1 protein-coding gene is annotated in these 249 nt (G+C 67.1%); it reads right to left on the reverse strand.

From position 1 onward, the window contains the following. Nucleotides 1–249: hypothetical protein (locus SB717_RS38325; RefSeq protein ID WP_410908436.1), on the reverse strand; the 249-nt coding region annotated here is incomplete at both ends.

The raw sequence follows: 249 nt of genomic DNA on the forward strand, positions 1-249 counted from the left end.
CGCCCGGCGCAGTGCTGCCGCCCGTTCTGCAGCCTCATCGGCTTGTGCACGCAGGGCTTCGGCTTGCGCCCAGGTCGTGGCCACTGTCTCCGGTAACTCGTACGTCACGTGAACAGTGACCTCCTCGACCTCGACATCGAGGAGGGCTGCGACGAGATCCCGGGCCATGATCGCGATCTCACGGATGGAGCGGGCCTGGGTGACAGCATGCAGCTCGGGAACCCGCACCAGCCACCAACGGCCCTCTCG

The sequence above is a fragment of the Priestia sp. SIMBA_032 genome (assembly GCF_046535215.1).
GTDB lineage: Bacteria > Bacillota > Bacilli > Bacillales > Bacillaceae_H > Priestia > Priestia aryabhattai.